We start from the raw sequence: 21,399 nt of genomic DNA, 5'->3' as shown, positions 1-21,399 counted from the left end.
TTTACGCGTGGCTGAGAAGTCCTGCTCCTAACAATTCACAAGACGGAGACAAGTCATGATGCATTCTTTTTCCCGTGTTCTTTCCTGCCGCAGCCTATTGGGCGCCATCGTGGCCACCCTGTGCCTGCAGGCTGGCGGTGCGGCCCAGGCCCAGGCACTGTGGCCGGCCAAGCCCATCCGCTTCGTCGTTGGTTTTCCGGCCGGAGGCTCCACTGATGTCATGGCTCGCGTGGTGGGGGCAGCCATGGCCAAGTCGCTGCGCCAGCCTGTCGTCGTGGACAACCGGCCCGGCGCCAGCGGCAACATTGCGGCCGTCGAGACCATCAAATCTGCGCCCGATGGCTATACCTTCATGGTGGCGCCAATTTCGGTTCAGACGGCCAACCCTTTTCTGTTCAAGCCTGCACTGAACATTGAGCGCGACTTGCGTCCCGTGGCCAGTCTGGGCCATGCTCAGCTCTATCTGGTTGCCAAGAAGGATTTGCGTGCTAAGTCGGCTACCGAACTCGTGGCTATGGCCAAGGCCGCGCCGGGCAAGCTCAGCTACGGCTCGGGTGGTGCGGGAACGCAGATGCACCTAGTCGGCGAGTTGTTCAAGCAGCAGGCTCAGGTGGATGTGGTGCACGTGCCATACAAGGGCGCGGCGCCAGCGTTGCAAGACGTGCTGGCCGGCCAGATCGACTACTACTTTGATCCCGCCAGCGGCATTTCTCACATTCGCGAAGGGCGCGTGCGTTTGCTCGCCGTGACTGGCGCCAAGCGCTCGCCCTTCTTTCCCGACGTGCCCACGCTGACTGAGCTGGGCGTTAAGGGCGTGGAGCTGGGCAACTGGTTCGGCGTCTTCGCCCCGGCAAACACACCGACTGAGATCACGACACGGCTGGAAAAGGAGATTGCCAAAGCCATGGCCCTGCCCGAAGTCAGGCAGCGCTTTGCCGACCTAGGCACCGAACCCGTGGTGCAGGAGACAGAGGCCTTCAGCAAGACGATCAATGCCGAAACCAAGGTGCTCTCGGCCTTGATCAGAGAGCGCAATCTCGTCGTCGACTGATGCATGCGCTTCTTGTGTTTTCCGCCGCAACATAACCACGAGGAAATCCATCCGTACTTCATGCATTGCCCGCAAACCGGTGCTGCGGCAGGCAGTCCGCCGCTTTCGCTGCTCTCTCGGTCGCCGGCTCGGCGGCCTGTGCGCAGTCGTCTGTCGCTATCTATGATTCGGCGGACCAGTACGTTTACCACCTGCGCAGCAGTTCGGGCAACGATGTCACCGCGCTGGTGGACGGTGCCGTGCTGCGCAGCCGGCTTGGCTTTCGCGACAGGGAGGATCTGGGCGGCGGCCTCCGTGCCAGGTTCCAGCTGGAAATGGGCATCAGCACCAACAACGGCACGCAGGCCGAAAGCACGCGCGGCTTCGATCGCCAGAGCAGGGTGAGATTGGGTGGCAGTTGGTGCGAGGTGCGACTAGGCCGGCAGAACACGGCACTGTTGAACAACGGTAGTGCTATCGACCTCACGGGGCGCACGTGAGGCTCGATGGTGAACAACTTCGGCGTACCTGCGCGTTTCGACAACGATATCGCCTGTATCTCGCCACGTTTGGGCGGCTTCCAAGCCTATGCCATGGGGAAAGCCGGCGCACCTTCCCGGCAAGCCATCTACCAGGCGTACGTGGACTATGCTCCTGCTCAAGCGCTTTGATCGGCTCATGCTGGCAGCGGGTGCTGCCACGGTTCTGGAGCTACAGTCGCCCAGCGCGACAATCCGAACCGGACCTATATCGGCCTGGCAATGAATGCAGGCCGGTGGGGAGTCGAGGGACACCATAGCTGAACTATGGCGGCGGATGACCTTCAAACTGCCGATCGGCAACGGGGATGATCACCCCAGAAACCACGGAGTCCTGCGTATGCCAGATGGCTGGAGGCTTTCGCATGCGTATGACATTGCGCCATATACGTCAGCGGGCTGGGTAGTGAAGGTTGTGCGGGAACTGTCCATGGGCTTGCGCCGAAATGGCGATGCTGGTGCCATGGTCGACTATCTCTTGATTGGAGCCAAGCAGATGGGGATAAAGTATGCAGAAGGCAGTGATTACCTTGATGCGTCATTCGACACCATCCTTCAGAGCTGGGATCAGCTGGCAATTGATCAGGGGCAAGAGCTATTGGCGCTGCCACTGCTTGAACCGTCCCCTAGGGCAGCGCGTTTGAGCGAGACGGATTTGAAGCCAGTCCGAGCTTGATCAATGAAGTAATCGATCCTGTTGAAGCTCCTAGGCATGTGCAAGTTCTTGCCTAGGAGAATTCGCTCACGCGGCGATGCTCGCCAGCGAGGAGGCACGAATGAGTTGCGTCTCCTGTGCTGTGATCAGATGGCCCGATGCCTTGAGATAGGCAGGAAAATCAGGGTGTGTATCGCGTGCTCGGCAACGGCGTTCGTAGTCTGCCAGATCGTCATATCCCCATAGATGGGTGAACTGGTTCTGCGGCCCTACAAAACTTGTCCAAAATCCGAGCGGGTGGCCAAGTGTTTCGAGGAGGATCGGCATGGCGAGCCTGTCAAAGACCTCAAGGAACTCGGGCATCTTGCGTAGTGCAATGGTGTAGACCCGAAAGTCAACGAGGGGTTTCGCCAGATACATTGAGTGCATCTTCATGCGCACACCTTGGATTTTCCGGCCATGGCTTTGGTGGCAATAGTATTGCCAGTGACATAGCCGAAGGTCATGTTGGGTCCATGGGTGATGCCGGCGCCTGGATAGTTGCCACCCATCATGCTGCGTCGGTCATTGCCAACCGCATAAAGGCCGTCAATCTGGCTGCCATCCGCGCGTAACACCTCTCCGGTGACGCTGGTCTTGATGCCGTCGAATGTACCCAGATCTCCCATCAACACCTTCACTGCGTAGAAGGGACCAGTAGAGATCGGCGCGACACAAGGATTAGGTTTGTTGTCTGGATCGGCCAGATAACGGTTGAACGACGTGTTACCACGACGAAACGCGGGGTCTTCTCCACGCACGGCATCGCGATTGTAGGAACGGATCGTCATCTCCAGCGCATCAGGTGCAATCCCGCAATTGCGAGCCAGCTCGCCGATGGTGTCACCCTTTGTAAGGTATCCGTTGCGCAGCAACGGGCCCACGGGCATCGGTGAGGGCTTGGCGTAACCCAGGCCATACTTGCCGAGCGCTACCTTGTCACAGATAAGCCACATCGCCGTTTCCCGTTCCCCTTCGCAGGCGCGCATGAGCGCTGCGCCAACGTCGTGGTAGGAGTTTGATTCATTGGTGAATCGCTGGCCGTTGCGCAGCACACCGATTACGCCAGGCTTGTAGCGGTCGAGCAGGTGGGGGAATACACCTGAGCGGCCTTTGCCGAATGGAACTTTTGAGACTGGCATCCAGGCTGACGCATCGGGGAAACCGAGCTGAACAGTCCCACCCACCTTCTCCGCCATGGTCAGCCCGTCTCCGGTATTACCGACGGGAGTAGGCGAAAGATGTTCCCCCCCACGTTTCAAATGCGGATAGACCTGTGCGATACGCTTGAGATCGTGCGGGAAGCCACCGCAAGCCAGCACGACGCCGTGCCGGGCGGAGATTTGAAGCTCCCCGTCCGCTGCGGCCGCGCGCACACGGACCACCTTGCCGTTCTCGCTCAGCAACTCCTTCACTGGTGTCGAGGTAAGGATCGGAATATCGAGCGCCAGCGCCGACTTTGCGAGCCGCGCAGCGAGCGCGTTGCCACTTGTGACGTTAGTTCCGCGTCCGTAAAGTGCCAGCTCCTTGATGTGTGTAGCAAGGCGCTTCGCCACATAAAAGAACGAAGCAACCGACTTGGTCGCGCGGAAGAAGTGCTTGAGGTCGGCGTTCGAGGAATTGAACATCATCCCCATGAACGTGATCGTCTCGAGTGGCGGCTTGAGTCGTTGCATGTCTTTGCCGAGCCCGCGAATGTCATAGGGCGCGGCTAGGATTGAGCGGCCGATGTCGACGCCGCCTGGCGCATCCGGGTGATAGTCCGGATAGAGCGTGGGCACGAACTTCATCTCGGTCTCGCGCTCGAAGAAATCGACCATTTTCGGCCCGTTCTCGATGAAGCACTGGACCGCTGCGGCATCGTAGTTGCTGCCCGTCTCGCTCATCATGTATTCGCGTACGCGCTCGACGGTGTCAGCGGGGTTCTGCTGGCGACCATATTTGTTCAGCGGAACCCACAAAACACCGCCCGACAATGCGGTAGTGCCTCCGAACACGGGTTCCTTTTCGAGCACGATGACATCAAGGCCGCGCTTGCGTGCAGTGATCGCGGTGGCGAGGCCTGCCGCTCCCGATCCGACCACGACCAGATCGCAGTTCATTTCCGTTGCCATGTCTAATCTCCTTGTAGTTATGGTGTGGTGAGGCTCAGGCGGCCGGGGTGGCATTGAAGCCAGGGCGAGGAACCATGTCCATCAGCATGCAGTCGAGACCGCCATCGACAAGCACCTCCGCGCCATTGACGTAGGCAGCCAGATCAGAAGCGAGGAAAAGAGCAGGGCCGGCGAGATCTTCCGGTTCACCAATGCGACGGCTTGCAGTGGCTGCGGCGCGGCGAGCTTCGAAACCAAGTTCCTCATAGAACTTGGCCGACAGAGCGGTGCGGATCATGCCGGGCAGAACGCAGTTGCTGCGGATCCCGCGTGGCCCCCACTCAGCGGCCAACTGCCGCGAAAGTAGTAGTACGCCTGCCTTGCTTGGGCTGTAGGAGCCGCTATTGGTCTGCGGGTTGAGCGCAGCAATCGAGGCAACGTGGACGATGCTGCCTTTACCAGCAGCGAGCATGTCGCGACCGAACGCTCGAGCACACAGGAGATAGCCGGTCAGGTTCACAGCGATGGCCTGATTCCAGTCTTCGATCGAGACCGTCTCAAGAGGTCCTGCACGCAAGAGTCCAGCGTTGTTGACCAGTACGCTTACCGGGCCGAGCACAGCACGAACCTTGTCTGCAGCTTCGGCAACCGAGGCTTCGCTCGACACGTCGCAGCCAATTGCTTGCGCAACAGCACCGGCGTCGCGAAGTTCGGCCGCAACAGCTTCCGCACCCGCAAGATTCCGATCCACCAGCGCCACATGAGCGCCAACAGCGGCGAAGGTGCGTGCGATGCCTGCACCAATGCCACTTCCCGCACCCGTGATGACGCAGACCTTGGCTTTGATATTTAGCTGATACAGGTTTGAGGAAGCTGTTTGATTCTCAATTTCCTGATCCTTGCGGTTAAACTTTTCTGAGGGTTCCATGCGATAAAGTCTCCTGAAATTTGTATCGTCATTGAACGCTTCGAGCACCCACTGAACAATGGACAGAGACGACAAATAGCAGGACATAACGTGCATCATGAATCCTGACAAAAAGCGCAATCAGACCGTGCTGCATTTCGCACTCTATGGGGCCGAAGACGGTAAATCCTGGATTGACATGGTCCATTACGAGCGCATTCCGCTGCGTGCCGGCCGCTTCGATTTCGAGATCAAGCCGCACGTCCACGATGCGCTGATACAGGTGCTCTACGTCATTAGCGGGAGTGGAGAAACGTTCATCGATGGCCGGACTTGGGCAATTGAAGCACCGTGCTTGGTCGTCGTGCCGGCACGCTCAGTTCATGGCTTTCACTTTCGCAGTGACATCGACGGTCATGTCATCACCGCCTCGCAGTCTGCGCTGGAATCGCTGGCGATGACCGCTGCCCCCGATCTGCTGGAATTCATTCGCACGCCGACGGTGCTTTCCATTGATCCTTATACCGAGCGTGGCACACCACTGGATACCCTTTTTCAGTCGATCGGGCACGAGGCAGAGAACAATGAGCATTGGCAGTTCGCCGCAGGCGCCGCACTAGCGATCACCCTGTTCGTCAAGATCGGACGCCTTAGTGAGCGTGCTCGGCTTGCAGCCAGTAGGGAGCGAGGAACCATGGTTGAGCGCATCGAAAGGTTCCGGGCGCTACTCAATCTCCATTGTCATAGGCGACTGCCGGTCGCCACCTACGCCCAAGAGATGGGAGTGACCACCGGACAGCTATCCCGTATCTGCCGAGCCACTTTTGGAATCTCGGCCATCGAGGCTATTGATGCGCGCTCGATCCATGAAGCGAAGCGCATGCTCGGCTATTCAACGCTCAGCGTGAAGCAGATCGCCAGTGACTTAGGATTTCAAGACGAGGCGTATTTTGGCCGGTTCTTTCGCAAACAAACGGGAATGAGGCCAACCGAGTACCGCTCTGCAGCGCATGCACGACCCTCGTCCCTCGAGCAAGGGCGTGCTGGTTGACTCGCACGTGTGGCTGATTCGGCTTTGACGTCATCATCACGAAGCTGATGGCGGTGTGTTGAATATGCAGGCCAACCGAATAGGGCTGAAAGCTTTGTTTCGTGCGCTTGGTCATCGTCTCCGTTTGGCGGCATTTACCAGCTACTGCAGCAACGCCTGTGGTGCTAGCTCATGAAATTTGTACTCCACTTACGCAAAGGGGCGCCACTTTTTTTGTGTGGCGCCTACTCTTTACGCAGAGTCCAGCATGCGCTTACGTGGATAAACCGTGGAGCTTCACGAACAGGTGCTCTGGCCCCGAGTTCGTCAAGTTGTTGCCGCGCACGTACTTGATTTCCTTCGTGGTATCGAGCGAGATTGAACCCACTTTTTGTGCCAGCGCACGCACCGACACCAGCGTCTCCAACTTCGCCAACGGCATGCCCAGGCATTTGTGCATCCCGTTTCCGAAGCCCATGTGTGCTTCGTTATCGCGGTCGATGTTGAACGTCTCGCCGTCCGGGAACTTGCGCGAGTCACGGTTGGCTGACGACAGCAGCAGCCGGATGATCGAACCCTTCGGGATGTGAACACCGGCGACTGTTGTATCAGCGGTCGTCACGCGGGACACGCGTTGAACAGTGCCACGATAGCGTGCCGTCTCCTCCACAAACTTCTCGCAGTCATCCATGTTGGCGCGTAGTCGTTCGAGGTGGCTCGGTTGCTCGGCCATCATACGGAACGCGTTGGCCACCAAAATAGTCGTCGTGTCGTGACCGGCGATGAACACGAACGAGCACAGCTCCTTTGCCTCTTTCTCGCTGAGCAGCCCGTCCTTCCACATGCGTGCGATGTGCGCGCCAATCGACTGGCTGTCCGTATCCATGAGCTTCAGCATTTGAATGCGGAGGTACTCCCAAAAATCGTTAGCACTCTGCTCATCAGTACCGGTGCCCAGCGCGTTACGTGCAATACGTCCGAAGTACGAGAAGGTTTCATCAGACCAGAATTTCATCTTTTCTTCGTCTTCTGCCGGAACATCCAGCATGGCCGAAATCGTGCGAATCGACAGTGGAATCGAAAAATCCTGAACCACGTCGCCACCGCCCGTGGCGATCATCGCATCCAGAAGTTCGTTGGCACGTGCGGTCACCGCTTCGACAAACGGATCGATTGCCAGCGGCGTAAATGACGGTTGCAGAATCGTTCGCAGACGCGAGTGTGCTTCACCGTCAAACAGCGTGAGGAACGTGAGCGGCACCGGTTTCACCACTTCCGACGAGAACAGCTTCGTGTTACGGACGGCCTTGAACACGTCTTCGTAACGCGAGAGAAACCAGACGTCGGACGTCGTGGACTGGCAGCGCAGGACTGGTGCGTTTTCACGCATCCACTCGTAGTGAGCGTAAGGGTCGCCCTGCGAACCGTCGTCAACGACCTTGAACGGCTCCATACCCTCGGGCCATTTCAATTCATGCGAGTACACGGGAAGCGCAGTCGCTGGCGCCTGGTCGATCATCGCGTGAAACGGGCAGCCACCGAGCTTGGCTTCTGCAGCCAGAGCCGACATAGTCTGGGAATCCTGATTCACGTGCCTAGCTAGCGCCTTCATCACGAAATCGTTTTGCGTGAAGTCTGCGTACAGCTTGACTAGTTGATCATCGCCCGTTGCTTGAACCAAGGCCTTCTGTGCCGCAGCGAAGGCCCCGAACTTCTGAATCTGATCTGCGTTCAAGCGACCGAGCAGCAAGCCCAGTTCGAGAGCCCTGGCCGCGTCCGAGGACGCAATGGACGCTGCCGGCACTTGCGATACGACTACGGAAGCCGCGGCCCGAACAGGCGCTTGTGCAGGTGCTGCCGTAGAGAATTTTTCATAGTGGAAACTCTTGGGGTTCACGTTCTGGTCCTTGAGATACTTGCTTACTGCATCGACCATCGGGGGCGGCCCGCACAGGTAGATATCAACTTCACCGTCATTGAGTTGAGCTGCATCGATGTGATCGGTGACCCAACCTTTACGCGGGTGAGCACTCATCTTGTCCGCGATAACCGTTGCGTACGTGAAACTGGGAATCAGCCTCGCGTATCCGTCGAGTTGATCAACGCACACCAGATCGTTTTCCGTATTCACGCCCAGAATCAGGTGAATCGGATACTTGCTGTCGCCTCTCTTCAGGACCTCATCAAGCATCGACAGGAACGGTGCAAGCCCTGTGCCACCGGCTAGCATCAGAACCGGAGACTCGATTTCACGCAGATAGAAACCGCCGTATGGTCCCTTGAACTCGATCGCATCACCGACCTTCGCCTTCTCGGCCAGCCACGTGGACATCAGGCCTTGCGGCACATTGCGCACCAGGAACGATACGTCACGGTCTTGGGGCCCCGAGGAAAACGAGTAGCTGCGCGTCTGATCCGACCCAGGAATCGTTACGTTCACATATTGACCGGCCTTGAATTCGAGACCAACACGGTCTTCGAGTTTGGCGGCGAATGCAATGGTGCTTTCCGAAACGCGCTCGATCGACGTCAGGCGACCTTGGTGCATACGAGCGCTCTTGCCCGTCGAGCTCGACGCGATCTGGATCACGCAGTCCGACTTCGGGCTCATCTGGCAGGTCAGGACTTTGCGCTGGGCCAGTTCTTCCGCGCTGATGGCTTCATCCGTGCAGTCACCCGTTGTGTATTCGCCGGACTCGCAGACTGCCTTGCAGGTGCCGCACACACCATCACGGCAATCGAGTGGAGTGTTGATCTTGGCACGAATGGCGGCATCGCTGATGCGCTCGTCCTCTTCGCACTCTATAAAGCGGGTTACTCCGTCTTCAAAACGAAGGGTGATCTGATGGGGCATGACGGTGTCTCCTTTAGAGCCGCCTGAACATAACGTTCTGCTGACGGAATGCTCAGGACGGGTGGCGCGCGATTTCTCGCAAACGCTCGTTAGATTTGGTTCCCCAATTTGAAGCCGGAGCAGAACTCTCCTCAATGGACAGAGACAATGTTTGCCCGGACAAAACGTGCATGCCACCGTAAGCGAGTCCAGCGTACCGTCTCGACGCCATGATCAGAACTTGCCAGAGTAGCCCTCACCACATCGAGCAGTGGGGACTCGTTGACAACAGAAGCACTGAAGAGAGCTGGCCGAGCTTCTCGCGCATGCCCAGCGTCAACTTGATGGTGCAACCAGTGGGCGCAGCATTGTCGCTATGCGAGAAATGCCATGAATGCGCCCCTGTCTGATGTACGAATCCTGGAGATGGAGGGGATAGGACCCGTACCCTGGGCTGGCATGATGCTGCAAGGTATGGGGGCGAAGGTCATCCGCGTGATGCGTCCCACCCCTGCGGATATGGGCATTGCCCGCCAGCAGCAATTTGAGCTGCAAAACCATGGCAAACAGCTTGTGCACGCCGATCTGAAAACAGAGGCCGGACGAGACATCGTGCTCAAGCTGCTGGCGTCTTCAGACATCTTGCTGGAAGGTATGCGCCCTGGTGTCATGGAGCGCTTGGGGTTGGGGCCCGGCATCTGCCATGCTCACAATCCTTCCTTGGTCTACGGTAGCATGACTGGCTGGGGGCAAAGCGGGCCACTGGCACAGACGGTGGGGCATGACATCAACTACATCGCTACCAGCGGGGTGCTCCATGCCATAGGCCGTGCAGACGGGGTTCCGACCGTGCCGCTCAATCTCATCGGCGATTTTGGAGCAGGAGGAATGCTGCTGATTGCAGGCGTCCTGGCGGCACTGACCCGGGCACGCGGCACGGGTCAGGGTTGCGTGGTTGATGCGGCTATGGTGGACGGCGCATTGGCAATGCTCGCTCCAATTCTTGGACGATGGCAAGCTGGCCAATGGAGGGATCAACGCGAGAGCAATCTATTCGATGGCGGAGCGCACTTCTATACGACCTATGCCACTGCAGATAGCAAAGCGGTGGCTGTGGGTGCCATCGAACCGCGCTTTTATGCTGCTTTGTTGCGAGGGCTGGGACTATCGGAGGCCGGTTTGCCTGCACAGCATGACCAGTCCGCCTGGCCTGCGATGCGGCAGCGTCTGGCAGCCTTGTTTGCCATGCACGACCAGGCTCACTGGTGCCGTGTATTCGAGGGTACGGAAGCCTGTGTGTCGCCCGTTCTGTCCCTGGCCGAACTGCCTGAGCATCCCCACTTTCAAGCACGTGCTAATTTCGGCGAGCGCGATGGTGTGCTTCATGTGCGCCCTGCACCTCGCTCTTCTGAAGCGTCTTGGATGTAAAGCCTTGGTGTGACGTCCAGTTCGTGATGAAGCAGTTTTCAAATATCGTCTTCGTCATCGCCAACATGACTGGTAGTCAAGCGGGAATCCGGAGTCCAGTTGTTTTGTCGTGGGCGAGGTGCAGGCCGTACCTCTTGAACCACGCACAACACAGCTTTACTGAACTGGTTCTGTTTCTATCGAACCGAGTGCTGGCATCAGAGGCCAGTCGACTCAGTTGTGTCCAGCCAGATCTTGGGCTTGGCAGACGTGTTGATTGATGGAGACAAGAAAAAAGCGCCCTGAAGGGCGCTTGTTTCTTAGTCATCTGGCGGAGGCTGTGAGATTCGAACTCACGGAAGGATCACTCCTTCGGCAGTTTTCAAGACTGCTGGTTTAAACCACTCACCCAAACCTCCGGATGGCAGGATTCTACACAAGGATTGTGCGCCGGTCGGCATTGCGCGCAATTTGCCTTATCTATGAAAACCATAGCGCATGGCGCTTGCTGTATCTCGATTAGCGCTCACTTTTTATCATGGCGTCTGCTATGAGCGTTTGCTGCGCGAGTTACAGGCCGCCGTGAATGAACGAAGGGCTCAAAGCTCAAGACAGGGTATGGGGCAAAACAAAACGCCCCTGAGGGCGTTTTGTTGCAGCCTCGGGCGGGATACCCGAGAGGTGCCGTTTGATCAGCTGCGCAGTGCGATGGCCTGAGCGGCTGCCAGAGCGGTCATGTTGACCACGCGGCGCACGGTGGAGGAGGGGGTCAGCACGTGGGCGGAGGCCGAGCAGCCCATCAGGATGGGGCCGATGGTAGTGCCATGGCCGCCCGTGGTCTTGAGCACGTTGAACAGGATGTTCGCGGCGTCGAGGTTGGGGCAGATCAGCACGTTGGCAGCGCCGGTCAGCGAGGACTCCAGCAGGGAGTGGCTGCGCACGTTGGCGTCCAGAGCAGCGTCGCCGTGCATTTCGCCATCGCATTCGATGCCGGGGTTGGCGGCGGCGAACAGGTCGCGTGCAGCGCGCATCTTGCGGGCCGAGCCGCGTGTGGACGAACCGTAGTTGCTGTGCGAGAGGAAGGCAACCTTGGGTGGCAGGCCGAAGCGGGCCACTTCGTCGGCAGCCATCTTGGCGATCTCTGCCAGTTCTTCGGCGCTGGGAGCGTCGTTGATGTAGGTGTCGGCCACGAACAGCGTGCCGGATTCCAGCATGACGGCGTTCACGGTTGCGAACTCGTTGGCGCCCTTCTTCAGGCCCAGCACGTCTTCCAGATGGGCCAGGTGGCTGTCGAAACGGCCCACCAGGCCGCACAGCATGGCGTCGGCATCACCCAGGTGCACCATCAGGGCGGCGATCAGGGTGTTGGAGCGGCGCACCGCAGCCTTGGCGGCTTCGGGAGTGACGCCGTTGCGGCCCATCAGCTTGTGATAGGTTTCCCAGTACTGGCGGAAGCGAGGGTCGTCTTCGGGGTTGCAGATTTCCACGTCCTTGCCCAGCTGCATGCGCAGGCCTGCCTTGGCAATGCGGGCTTCGATGACGGCGGGGCGACCGATCAGGATGGGCTTGGCCAAGCCGTCGTCCACGGCAACCTGCACGGCACGCAGCACGCGCTCGTCTTCACCTTCGGCATAGGCCACGCGCTGCAGATTGGCCTTGGCGGCTGCAAACACGGGGCGCATGAACATGCTGGTCTGGTAGACGAAGCGGGTCAGGCTTTCGCGGTAGGCGGCGATGTCTTCGATGGGACGGGTGGCGACACCGGATTCGGCGGCAGCCTGGGCCACGGCGGGAGCGATGCGCAGGATCAGGCGCGTGTCGAAGGGCGTGGGGATCAGGTAGTCGGGGCCGAAGGTCAGCTCCTTGCCCTGGTAGGCGGCGGCGACTTCGTCGCTGACGTCCTGCTTGGCCAGGGCGGCGATTTCACGCACGCAGGCCAGCTTCATGGCTTCGGTGATCTTGGTGGCGCCGCAGTCCAGCGCGCCACGGAAGATGTAGGGGAAGCACAGGACGTTGTTGACCTGGTTGGGATAGTCGGAGCGGCCGGTGGCCACGATGCAATCCGGGCGGATGGCCTTGGCCAGTTCGGGGCGGATTTCGGGCTCGGGGTTGGCCAGGGCCAGGATGATGGGCTTGTCGGCCATGGTCTTGACCATGTCGGCAGTCAGCACGCCGGGAGCGGAGCAGCCCAGGAAAACGTCGGCGCCGTCGACCACGTCGGCCAGGGTGCGGGCTTCGGTGTTCTGAGCGTAACGCTGCTTGGATGCGTCCAGACCACCGGGGCGGCCTTCGTAGATCACGCCCTTGGAGTCCACCATGTAGACGTTGGAGCGCTTGATGCCCAGGCCCACCATCACATCGACGCAGGCAATGGCTGCCGCGCCGGCGCCGGAGACGGCCACCTTGACGGCACCGATGTCCTTGCCAACCAGTTCCAGGCCATTGAGCAAAGCGGCGCTGGAGATGATGGCCGTGCCGTGCTGGTCGTCATGGAACACCGGAATGTTCATGCGCTTGGACAGCTCTTGCTCGATGTAGAAGCACTCGGGAGCCTTGATGTCTTCCAGGTTGATGCCGCCCAGGGTGGGCTCCATCGAGGCAATGATGTCGATGAGCTTGTCGGGATCGCGCTCGGCCAGTTCGATGTCGAACACGTCCACGCCGGCAAACTTCTTGAACAGGCAACCCTTGCCTTCCATCACGGGCTTGGAAGCCAGCGGGCCGATATCGCCCAGACCCAGCACCGCGGTGCCGTTGGTGATCACGCCGACCAGGTTGCCGCGCGAGGTGTATTCGGCAGCAGTGGAGGGGTCCGCCTCGATGTCCAGGCAGGGATAGGCCACGCCTGGCGAGTAGGCCAGGGACAGGTCACGCTGGTTGGACAGGGGCTTGGTAGGTGTGACGGAAATCTTGCCTTTGACGGGGCTGCGGTGGTATTCGCGGGCCGCATCGCGCAGGGCTTGTTCGGCGGAGGACAGGTTTTGTGTCATACGAAATATTTATCAGCAAGTTGCTTCTCGGAGCTTACCGGATGGCAAGAAGCATTTTGAGTCAGGTCTGTTTTGCTTCAACTGTATCGACAACAAACCCCCTGGCGCACTGTGGGGCGGCAGGGGGCTTGGGCTGGCCGGTAAGCCAGCGTTCGCTTCAGGACTGGCGTTTAGTGAGCGTCAGCCTCACGTGCTGCGTTGATGGCAGCGCTGTTGTCTTTGGCGGCTCCGTTAAAGAAAAGATTCAATGCCACGGCGGTAATCGAGGACAGCAGGATACCGGATTCAATCAGCGGATGGATGGAATGGGGCATCCACTGACGGAAATTAGGGGCAACCAGAGGAATCATTCCCACGCCGATGGACACTGCCACGATCATGGCGTTGTTCTTGTTGTTGCGGAAATCCACGTTGGCCAGGATGCGGATGCCGGTGGAGGCCACCATGCCGAACATCACCAGACCCGCGCCGCCCAGAACCACGGTGGGCAGGGATTCGATCAGCGCGCCCATCTTGGGCAGCACGCCCAGAACGATCAGGATCACGCCACCGGCCACGCAGACCCAGCGGCTGAGCACGCCGGTCACGGCCACCAGACCCACGTTCTGGGAGAAGCTGGTGTAGGGGAAGGTGTTGAAGATGCCGCCGATCAGGGTACCCAGACCGTCGGTGCGCAGACCGCGGGTCAGCTCGTCCTGCGTGATGTCGCGCTTGGCCATGTCGCCCAGGGCCAGGAACATGCCGGTGGATTCGATCATCACTACCACCATCACCAGACTCATGGTCAGGATCAGGATGGGGTCGAAGACGGGCATGGCGATCTGGAAGGGCAGTACCAGCGTGAACCACTCGGCCTTGGCGACCTTCTCGAAGTTCATCAGGCCCATGGCCACGGAGATCACGCCGCCGATCAAGATGCCCATCAGCACCGAGATATTGGCCAGGAAGCCCTTGGCAAAGCGTGCGATCAGCAGGATGGACAGCAGCACGATGCCCGAGACCGCAGCGCCTTGCAGATCGGCATACTTGGGGTTGGGCATGGTGGGCAGCACCGAGAAGCCCTTGGGGATGGCGGGCAGCGAGGAGCCGGGAGCGCCGGCCATGGCCTGGGCCTCGGCCAGCCACTTCAGGTGCTCGGGGTTTGGCACGGAAGGGGCGGTCGGGCCCACGGGGTTGCCGAAGATCCAGTTGATGCCCACACGCATCAGGCTGATGCCGATGACGGCGATGATGGTGCCCGTCACGACCGGCGGGAAGAAGCGCAGCATGCGGCTGATGAGCGGCGCAATGAGGATGGAGATCACCCCCGCGCCTATCACCGAGCCAAAGATCAGGCCTGCGCCGGCGTTGCCGCCGGTGCTCTGTGCCATGGACACCATGGGGGCCACGCTGGCAAAAGTCACGCCCATCATCACGGGCAGCTTGATGCCGAACCACTGGGTTGCGCCCATGGCCTGGATCAGGGTGACCAGGCCGCAGACGAACAGGTCGGCAGAGATCAGGTGCGCGACCTGCTCAGGGGGCAGGTTCAGGGCACGGCCCACGATCAGCGGCACGGCGACGGCGCCGGCATACATGACCAGAACGTGCTGCAGACCTAAGGCGGTGAGCTTGCCGAATGGCAGAACCTCATCCACGGGATGCACTTGGGATGTCATAAAAACATGTCTCCTCACTCTATATTGGCTTCAGGTTGGCATGCGATTCGCGAACGGCATGCAATCCATACAAAAAGTGTATACAGCTCATAACGCACGGCATCTAGCGGTAAACCCTGCTCAAATTTCAGTTTCTGGATGGGATGTCAATGGTTATGTTTTTCGTGCATAACCATCTAAGGTAATTACTGATTGCTATTAAATATGTAGCTTCTGAGGCTTTGTTTTTCTAATTTTCAGAATAAAACATATTGAAATCTATTGATATCAAGCGATAGATGCTTTGTTTTTCATAGCAAAAATTGCGCGATATGCAATCGGAAGAGATCTGGCTGCGGTTATGCGTGCGCAGGTTTCGGGTCTTGAAACATCTAGTGAAAGAAAGTGCGTTGCCGTCTTGAGGCCGGTTGCATGCATTAGCGTTGAAGAAGGTGCAAAAAAAGGCATCAAGCCCGGAATTGGTGCACTGCTGTGCAAAAGCGTGCATGGGGACCTGTAAAGATCTCATGCCTAGTCATAGGACCTAAATTGGTGCAAAAACCATGCCGAGCTGCTGCACAAGCGAAAAAGGCGACCTTGAGGTCGCCTTGGGAGTGGAATTCGCCTGCGCTGCTGCACGCCTTGTGCCGCCTTGGCGCCGCGTCTGAGCTTCAGTGCATGCCCGCCGCCATGGCCGAAGCCTGAACTGGACTGGTCTGACGTGGTGCGAAGCTGGCCATGAGCAGTGCCGCTGCTGCTGGCATGGCTGCAGCCCAGGCCAGCCAAGTAAGGCTCAGGCCTTGTGCAATCACGGCTCCGCCCAGCCAGGCGCCCAGGGCATTGCCCAGATTGAAGGCCGCGATATTGAGGCTGGATGCCAGATTCATGCCGGCTTCGCCAGCCGATTGCAGCACACCCATCTGCAGCGGCGCGACAGTGGCAAAGGCGGCAATGCCCAGCAGCAGCACAAAGGCAATCGCCAGGGGCGTGCTCGCAAACATCCAGCGGCCCGCGATCAGCACCAGCATCAAGGTGGCCAGCGACACCCATAGTGCGCGCTGCACGCCAAAGCGGTCGGCCAGCTTGCCACCCGCATGGTTGCCCAGGGCCAGGCCCGCCCCGAACAGCAGCAGGGTGAACGCAATCATGCGGTTGTCCATCCCGGTGATCTGGGTCAGCAGCGGCTCTATATAGGTATAGAGGGTGAAGACGCCGGCAAAGCCGATCACCGTCAACAGCAGGCCGCGCCACATGGCGCCATTGCGCAGCACGGTCAGCTCCTGTGTCAGGCCCTGAGGGCTGGGCATGCTGAGTGCGCGTGGCACATGGCGCAGCAGGATCAGCAGTGCGATCACGCCGATGCCGCTGACGCTGGCAAAGGCCATGCGCCAGCCCCAGTGCTGGCCGATCCAGGTGCCGAAGGGCACGCCCAGCAGCGTGGCCAGGGTCAGGCCGGAAAACATCAGTGCAATGGCCGAGGCTTTCTTTTCGGGTGCCACCAGTTGCGTGGCGACGACCGCACCCACGCCGAAGAAGGTGCCGTGGGTCAGCGAGGTTAGCACGCGTGCCGCCAGCAGCCAGCCATAGCTGGGCGCCAGAGCGGCGGCGGCATTGCCGGCGATGAACAGCAGCATCAGGCTCAGCAGCAGCAGCTTGCGTGGCCAGCGGCGCGAGGCCAGAGTGAGAACGGGAGCTCCCACGGCGACGCCCACGGCATAGCCCGAGATCAACGTGCCCGCCGTGGGGATGGAGATATGAAGATCCTGGCTGACCTGGGTCAGCAGCCCCATGATGATGAATTCCGTGGTTCCGATGCCGAAGGCACCGGCGGCCAGAGCAAGCAATGCTGCAGGCATGAAAACGTCCTTGTGAAAATTCCGCGAAGGGCTGAACTGTGAACCTGCAGCAGAAGGCGCGCTAGCCCTTGATGCGGACATTCATTTGTTCCTGCAGGGAATAAATCGCATCTTTATGATGTGATTCATGAAGAAATCCATGGCTATGCCTTCGCTGCAGGAGCACAGCGCGGACCGCTTTGTGGAGCTGCAGACCTTTGTGCAGGTGGCCCAGCAGGGCAGCTTCTCGGCAGCGGCGCGTCTGCGCGAGGTCTCGCCCTCGGCCGTGAGCAAGATCGTGGCCCGGCTCGAGACCCGGCTGGGCGTGCAACTGCTGCGCCGCAGTACCCGGCGGCTGGAGCTGACGGCCGAGGGAGAGCAGTTGCTGGAGCAGGGCCGGCAGCTGCTGACGGACTGGCTGGCGCTGGAATCCTCGGTCACCCGGCAGGGCCAGCCCACTGGAGTGGTGCGCATCAATGCCAGCTCGTCCACGGGCAATCGCCTGCTGGTGCCGCTGGTCGGCCTGCTCATGCGGACCTGGCCGGGCCTGCAGCTGGACCTCAGCTTTACCGATCACGTCGTGGACCTGATAGCGGCTCGCGCCGATATCGCCTTGCGCTGGGGGGAGCTTCCGTCTTCGGACATGGTGGCGCGCAAGCTGGGTCACACGCGCCAGGTGATCGTGGCCTCGCCGGATTATCTGCAGCGCTTTGGCAGACCGCAGCATCCCGATGAGTTGGCAGGCCATGTGCGCATTGGCTGGAACTACCCGCGGGCCATACCGCACTGGCCGTTTGTGGTGGCGGGCAAGGCGGTGACGGTGAGCATGGGGGAGGTGCTGCGCGTCAACGACGGCGAAGCCATGGCCAATCTGGCCAAGGCCGGGGCGGGCCTGGCGAGGCTGTCGCTCTATCACGCCTGGGAGGATCTGCACGCGGGCAGGCTGCAGGTGTTGTTGGAGGATTTCAATCCCGGGGATCTGCAACCCATCCATGCCGTGTATGTGGGCAAGCCCGGCCAGTTGCCGGTGAGGACGCGGGCGGTGCTGGATTTTCTGGCCAGCCATGTGGACCTGAGCCATGCCGAGCAAATGCCCGCCGGCCTGCTGGTGTTGCGCACATAAAAAAAGAGCCCGGACGAATCCAGGCTCCTTGAAAAACCTCCATCCAGACAGAAGAAGGCTAGGCGTTCAAACGGTGTTTGGTGCTCAGGCAGTCAGGTCCACCAGCGAGCGGGCCACCACCTTGGTGGCACGGCGCAGGTCTTCCAGCACCAGGCGCTCGTCGGAGCGCTTGGCATGCGATTCCAGCACGGTGCGGGGGCCGGCGCCGTAGATCACGCCGGGGATGCCGCGCTCGACATACAGGCGCACGTCGGTGTACAGAGGCGTGCCCACTGCAGGAGGCACTTCGCCGAAGATGGCTTCGCCATGCTTCTGGATGGCGTCCACCAGGGGCTTGTTGCCGTCCAGGGGGGTCATGGCGTTGGCCAGCAGCAGGCGCTTGATGTCCACGCGCACGGCGTCTTCGCCGGTGTAGCCGCCCTGGGTATTGAAGTCTTCGATGGCCTTGGCGATCACAGCACGGATGCTGGCTTCCACTTCCACAGGATTCTCTTCAGGAATCATGCGGCGGTCGATCTTGAGCATGACCTTGCCGGGCACCACGTTGGTGTTGGTGCCGCCGTCGATGCGGCCGACGTTCAGGTAGGGGTGCTTGATGCCGGGCACTTGCGAAGTGACTTGCTTGTACTTGACGTTTTCGCCGTACAGAGCAGTCAGCAGCACGGCCGTGGCTTGCAGCGCGTCCACACCGGTGTGGGGCACGGCGGCGTGAGCCATCTTGCCCTGCACGGTGATTTCCATCTGCAGGCAGCCGTTGTGAGCGGTAACTACTTCGTAGCTGAAGCCCGCTGCAATCATCAGGTCGGGCTTGGTCAGGCCCTTTTCCAGCAGCCAGCCGGGGCCCATGATGCCGCCGAACTCTTCGTCGTAGGTGTAGTGCAGTTCCACGGCGCCCTTGCTGGGCTTGGCCACGGCTTCCAGGGCACGCACAGCGAAGGTGAAGGAGGCGAAGTCGCTCTTGCTTACGGCAGCGGCGCGGCCATAGAGCTTGCCGTCTTCGATTTCGGCGCCATAGGGGTCCTTGGTCCAGCCTTCGCCCGGAGGCACCACGTCGCCGTGGGCGTTCAGGGCGATGGTGCGGCCACCGTCACCGTAGGGGCGGCGCACGATCAGGTTGGTGATGGACTCCATGCCGTAGGCCTTGACGTCGGCTTCGGGAACGACGTGCTTCTCGGCGTCGAACCCAAAGCCCTTGATCAGCTCGGCAGTGCGTTCCGCGTGGGGTGCGTTGTTGCCGGGAGGCGTGTCCGTGGGCACTTGCACCATGGCCTGCAGAAACTTCACTTCTTCGTCGAAGTGCTCGTCAATCCATGCATCGATGGCGGCGTAGGTGGCTTGCTTGTCTTGATTCATATTGGTCATTGCTGTTCTTGAGCCAGTTGGTGGAGGAGGTGGGTGAAGGCATCCACGGACAGTTGCATGTCGTCGGAGGTGGAGGCTTCCAGCGGGTTGTGGCTGATGCCGGCGTTCATGCCGCGCACGAACAACATGGCCTGAGGCATGATCTCGTGCAGCTTCATGGCGTCGTGACCGGCGCCGCTGGGCATGCGGAACAGGGGCACGCCCAGTGCGTCGACAGCGTTTTCCCAGCGTTTCTGCCATTCGGGAGCACTGGGCGCAGCCGCTGCCTTCATGGACAGATCGGTGGTGTAGCGCAGGCCGCGGCGTTCGGCGATCGCAGCCATCTCGGCCATGATGTCGTTGATCATGGCGTCGCGCTGCTCGTTGGTGGGCGCGCGCAGGTCCAGCGAGAACTGGCAGCGGCCGGGCACCACGTTGACCGAGCCTGAAGGCACGTTCAGCTGGCCGATGGTGGCCACGCTGTCGCCATCCTGGCCGGCGCGCTTTTCGATGTACAGCGACAGCTCGGCAACGCCGGCTGCGGCGTCGCGGCGGCGGTCCATGGGCGTGGTGCCTGCGTGGCTGGCCATGCCGATGAATTCGCAGACATAGCGGGCGCTGCCGTTGATGGAGGTGACGATGCCCAGGGGAATGTCCAGCTCGTTGAGCACGGGGCCCTGCTCGATGTGCACTTCCACGAAGCCCAGGTACTTGGCGGGGTCGCGCTCCAGCTTGGGAATGTCGTCGATGCACAGGCCGGCATGCAGCATGGCTTCGCGCAGCGTGATGCCGTCGGCGTCCTTTTGCTCCAGCCATTCCTGCTTGAAGTCACCCACCAGGGCGCCAGAGCCCAGGAAGGTGGCCTTGTAGCGCTGGCCTTCCTCTTCCGAGAAGCCCACCACTTCGATGTTGAAGGGCAGACGCTTGCCTTGCTGGGCCAGTTGCTTGACGCAGGCCATGGGCACAAAGATGCCCAGGCGGCCGTCGTACTTGCCGCCGTTGCGCACGGTGTCGTAGTGGCTGCCGGTCAGCAGGGTCTTGGCGCCTTCGGTGGCCGCCTTGTAGCGGCCCACCACATTGCCCACGGCGTCGATCTCGACCTCGTCGAAGCCGATCTCGCGCATCCAGTGGCTGATGCGCTGGGCGCAGGCGCGGTGGGCGTCGGTCAGATAGGTCACCGTCAGCTGGCCTTTTTCGGCGTAGCCGGGGTCGCTGTTGGTGGACAGGCGTTCCTGCCAGTCCCAGACTTCGTTGCCTTCGACGGGCTCGTAGCCGAACTTGTCGTTCAGGCGGATCTCGGCGATGCGGTGGATGTTGCGCAGTGCCTCGGCCTGTTCGTAGGCAGGGTGGTTGAACATGCGGCGTTCGAAGGTCGCAATGATCTCGGCCTTGCTCAGACCCAGACCGCGCGCGCCGCGCACGGCCAGGATGAAGGGGAAGCCGAAGCGCTTGCCGTATTCGGCGTTGAGCTTGCGGATGTGCTCCAGCTCTTCGGGCGTGCAGTTGGTCAGGCCAGCCTTCTTCTGCTCATTCGTCGATTCGGCGGTGAGCGTGTTGGTCTCCATCTGCTTGCCGGCCAGCTCCGGGTGAGCGCGGATCAGATCGAGCTGGGCCTGCTCGCTGGACTCGGCCAGCACCTTGGCCATGGCGTGCTTGATATGCGCCATGGACTTGAAGGGTCGCTGCTCCAGTGCCTTGGCGGCAATCCAGGGCGAGTGCTCGTACAGGCCATCGAGCAGGTCGGTGGCGGTTGCCGCATCGGCGGCATTCAGTTGTTCCAGGGTCAAAGCCATGTCGCAATCAATCCTTGCAAGGGAAACGCTCGGCCCAGTGACGAGCCAAATCAATACGGCGGCACACCCACACGTTGTCGTGCTTCTGGATGTGGTCGAGGAAGCGCTGCAGCGCTGTAATCCGGCCGGGACGGCCCAGCAGTCGGC

Annotated in this window: 16 protein-coding genes, 1 tRNA gene and 1 pseudogene; 7 read left to right on the top strand and 11 right to left on the bottom strand. The window is 60.3% G+C overall.

The genetic code is table 11. From position 1 onward, the window contains the following. Positions 1-55 precede the first annotated feature (55 nt). The 4 genes from EIC84_RS24275 (at position 56) to EIC84_RS24265 (ending at position 2,245) form a co-directional block, all read left to right on the top strand. Positions 56-1,051, top strand: coding sequence for a tripartite tricarboxylate transporter substrate binding protein (locus EIC84_RS24275; RefSeq protein WP_003063689.1), 996 nt, complete (start codon positions 56-58; stop codon positions 1,049-1,051). A gap of 65 nt (positions 1,052-1,116) precedes the next feature. Beyond that, on the top strand, positions 1,117-1,530 hold the full coding sequence (locus tag EIC84_RS24270) for a porin (RefSeq protein ID WP_003063691.1): 414 nt from the start codon (positions 1,117-1,119) through the stop codon (positions 1,528-1,530). Positions 1,531-1,536: 6 nt separating this feature from the next. Next, a complete protein-coding gene (locus tag EIC84_RS26460; protein ID WP_003063693.1) occupies positions 1,537-1,701 on the top strand; it encodes a hypothetical protein in 165 nt (54 codons plus the stop codon). Positions 1,702-1,795: 94 nt separating this feature from the next. Continuing rightward, positions 1,796-2,245 (top strand): HipA domain-containing protein, encoded by a 450-nt coding sequence (locus EIC84_RS24265; protein WP_003063695.1) that lies wholly within the window; start codon positions 1,796-1,798, stop codon positions 2,243-2,245. 66 nt (positions 2,246-2,311) lie between these two features. Here the strand turns inward: EIC84_RS24265 and EIC84_RS24260 are convergent, their stop codons facing one another. The 3 genes from EIC84_RS24260 to EIC84_RS24250 are packed head-to-tail and all read right to left on the bottom strand — an operon-like array spanning position 2,312 to position 5,284. Next, positions 2,312-2,659 carry an NIPSNAP family protein gene (locus tag EIC84_RS24260; RefSeq protein WP_003063697.1) on the bottom strand — a complete coding sequence of 116 codons (348 nt, stop codon included), beginning with the start codon at positions 2,657-2,659 and terminating at the stop codon, positions 2,312-2,314. Then, on the bottom strand, positions 2,656-4,377 hold the full coding sequence (locus EIC84_RS24255; RefSeq protein WP_003063699.1) for an FAD-dependent oxidoreductase: 1,722 nt from the start codon (positions 4,375-4,377) through the stop codon (positions 2,656-2,658). Before EIC84_RS24255 ends, EIC84_RS24260 begins: the two co-directional genes overlap by 4 nt. Before the next feature lie 34 nt (positions 4,378-4,411). Beyond that, a complete protein-coding gene (locus tag EIC84_RS24250) occupies positions 4,412-5,284 on the bottom strand; it encodes an SDR family NAD(P)-dependent oxidoreductase (RefSeq protein ID WP_003063701.1) in 873 nt (290 codons plus the stop codon). Positions 5,285-5,381: 97 nt separating this feature from the next. Between EIC84_RS24250 and EIC84_RS24245 the strand changes: the two genes are divergently transcribed. Then, positions 5,382-6,314, top strand: a complete 933-nt coding sequence (locus EIC84_RS24245) for a helix-turn-helix domain-containing protein (RefSeq protein ID WP_003063702.1) — start codon at positions 5,382-5,384, stop codon at positions 6,312-6,314. Positions 6,315-6,567: 253 nt separating this feature from the next. On the opposite strand, the gene benC is transcribed toward EIC84_RS24245, so the two are convergent. After that, entirely contained in the window at positions 6,568-9,147 is a 2,580-nt protein-coding gene (gene benC / locus EIC84_RS24240) for a benzoate 1,2-dioxygenase electron transfer component BenC (RefSeq protein WP_003063704.1), read from the bottom strand. A gap of 369 nt (positions 9,148-9,516) precedes the next feature. On the opposite strand from benC, the gene EIC84_RS24235 reads away from it, so the two are divergent. Next, entirely contained in the window at positions 9,517-10,554 is a 1,038-nt protein-coding gene (locus EIC84_RS24235; protein WP_034361720.1) for a CaiB/BaiF CoA-transferase family protein, read from the top strand. 308 nt (positions 10,555-10,862) lie between these two features. On the opposite strand, the gene EIC84_RS24230 is transcribed toward EIC84_RS24235, so the two are convergent. The 4 genes from EIC84_RS24230 to EIC84_RS24215 form a co-directional block, all read right to left on the bottom strand. Next, positions 10,863-10,952, bottom strand: a tRNA-Ser gene (locus EIC84_RS24230). A gap of 273 nt (positions 10,953-11,225) precedes the next feature. Then, the gene (locus tag EIC84_RS24225; RefSeq protein ID WP_003063708.1) at positions 11,226-13,523 is read right to left on the bottom strand and encodes an NADP-dependent malic enzyme; all 2,298 of its coding nucleotides are present in this window, start codon (positions 13,521-13,523) and stop codon (positions 11,226-11,228) included. Between the two features lie 170 nt (positions 13,524-13,693). After that, positions 13,694-15,181 (bottom strand): nucleobase:cation symporter-2 family protein, encoded by a 1,488-nt coding sequence (locus tag EIC84_RS24220; protein WP_003063711.1) that lies wholly within the window; start codon positions 15,179-15,181, stop codon positions 13,694-13,696. 650 nt (positions 15,182-15,831) lie between these two features. After that, positions 15,832-17,016, bottom strand: coding sequence for an MFS transporter (locus EIC84_RS24215; RefSeq protein WP_003063714.1), 1,185 nt, complete (start codon positions 17,014-17,016; stop codon positions 15,832-15,834). Between the two features lie 127 nt (positions 17,017-17,143). Here EIC84_RS24215 and EIC84_RS24210 point away from each other — a divergent pair, with 127 nt between their 5' ends. After that, a complete protein-coding gene (locus tag EIC84_RS24210) occupies positions 17,144-18,118 on the top strand; it encodes a LysR family transcriptional regulator (protein WP_034361722.1) in 975 nt (324 codons plus the stop codon). Positions 18,119-18,202: 84 nt separating this feature from the next. On the opposite strand, the gene EIC84_RS24205 is transcribed toward EIC84_RS24210, so the two are convergent. The 3 genes and pseudogenes from EIC84_RS24205 to EIC84_RS26455 all read right to left on the bottom strand — a co-directional run. Next, on the bottom strand, positions 18,203-19,480 hold the full coding sequence (locus tag EIC84_RS24205) for a M20/M25/M40 family metallo-hydrolase (RefSeq protein ID WP_003063718.1): 1,278 nt from the start codon (positions 19,478-19,480) through the stop codon (positions 18,203-18,205). After that, positions 19,477-21,252 (bottom strand): 2-oxo-4-hydroxy-4-carboxy-5-ureidoimidazoline decarboxylase, encoded by a 1,776-nt coding sequence (gene uraD / locus EIC84_RS24200; protein WP_003063720.1) that lies wholly within the window; start codon positions 21,250-21,252, stop codon positions 19,477-19,479. Before uraD ends, EIC84_RS24205 begins: the two co-directional genes overlap by 4 nt. A 7-nt stretch (positions 21,253-21,259) precedes the next feature. Continuing rightward, positions 21,260-21,399, bottom strand: a pseudogene (locus tag EIC84_RS26455) (allantoinase); the annotation flags it as partial.

This window comes from Comamonas sp. A23, from assembly GCF_004522605.1.
GTDB classification, from domain to species: Bacteria; Pseudomonadota; Gammaproteobacteria; order Burkholderiales; family Burkholderiaceae_C; genus Comamonas; species Comamonas thiooxydans.
The sequence above is the reverse complement of the archived record's forward strand: the minus strand, read 5'-3'. Positions and strand labels throughout refer to the sequence as shown.